The 1,165-nt window shown below is 58.2% G+C and carries 1 protein-coding gene; it reads left to right on the forward strand.

Annotated features, from left to right (window positions below; all coding sequences use genetic code 11):
* Positions 1 to 73: 73 nt before the first annotated feature.
* Positions 74 to 1,165 (forward strand): IS3 family transposase gene (locus AC13FW_RS20490; protein ID WP_482990279.1). Its coding sequence is split into 2 segments (ribosomal slippage), with 1,093 coding nucleotides annotated over them: positions 74 to 335 and positions 335 to 1,165; the frame shifts between segments, so codons are not numbered across the junction. This gene is flagged as partial in the annotation.

Here is a 1,165-nt window from a genome sequence, read left to right on the forward strand (position 1 = left end):
TGTCGCCTGCCCGTAAACTTGATCCAGGCATTCTTAGAGGTCTCCGGGCAAACTAGCCCCAAGGAGACCACTGATGCGCAAGAGCAAATTCACCGAGAGTCAGATCGTTACGACGTTGAAGCAGGTTGAGGCTGGAAGGCAGGTCAAGGATGTCTGCCGTGAACTTGGCATTTCCGATGCGACTTACTACGTCTGGAAGTCCAAGTACGGCGGTATGGAAGCTTCGGACGTGCAGCGGTTGCGGGACGTTGAAGCTGAGCACGCAAAGCTGAAGCGGATGTACGCCGAACTGGCGATGGAGAATCATGCATTGAAGGATCTGATTGCAAAAAAGCTGTAGACCCGGCGCATAAGCGCCCGCTCTTGGCCTGGTTGCAGAACCGCCACGGCTGGAGCGAACGCCGGGCCTGTGCGGCGATTGGAATGCCACGGTCGACGGCACGCTACCGTCATCGACCGGATCGGGACGAAGAGGTGATCGCGCTATTGGCCGAGCTCTCTGAGCGTTTTCCGGAGCGCGGCTTCGGCAAGCTGTTTCAACTGATTCGTCGCCGCGGTTTGGTATGGAATCACAAGCGTGTCTGGCGTGTGTACAGCCTTATGAAGCTCAATCAGCGTCGACGAGGGAAGAAGCGTCTTCCAAACCGACACCCGATGCCGTTGGTGGCCGGTGAGCAGATCAACGGCAGCTGGTCGATCGACTTCATGTCCGACGCGCTTTGGGATGGGCGACGATTCCGTACATTCAACGTAATCGACGATTTCAGTCGCGAGGCATTGGCCATCGAAGTTGATCTGAACTTGCCGGCTACACGGGTCATTCGCACTTTGGAACGAATTGCGGCGTGGCGCGGCTATCCCGCAAAGCTTCGCCTGGACAACGGCCCTGAGTTCATCGCCCTGGCACTGGCGGAATGGGCCGAGCGCAAGACCATCGCACTGGATTTCATCGAGCCAGGACGGCCGATGCAGAACGGCTTCATCGAACGCTTCAATGGCAGCTTCCGACGTGGCGTGCTGGATATGCACGTCTTCCGCAACCTCGGAGAAGTACGCGAACAGGCGGAGCGGTGGCTGGCCGATTACAACACCGAGATACCTCACGACAGCCTCGGCGGGCTGACGCCCGCCGAATTCCGCCAGTACCACGAAACGGAAACCTCTA

The organism is Stenotrophomonas sp. 21LCFQ19 (assembly GCF_056861425.1).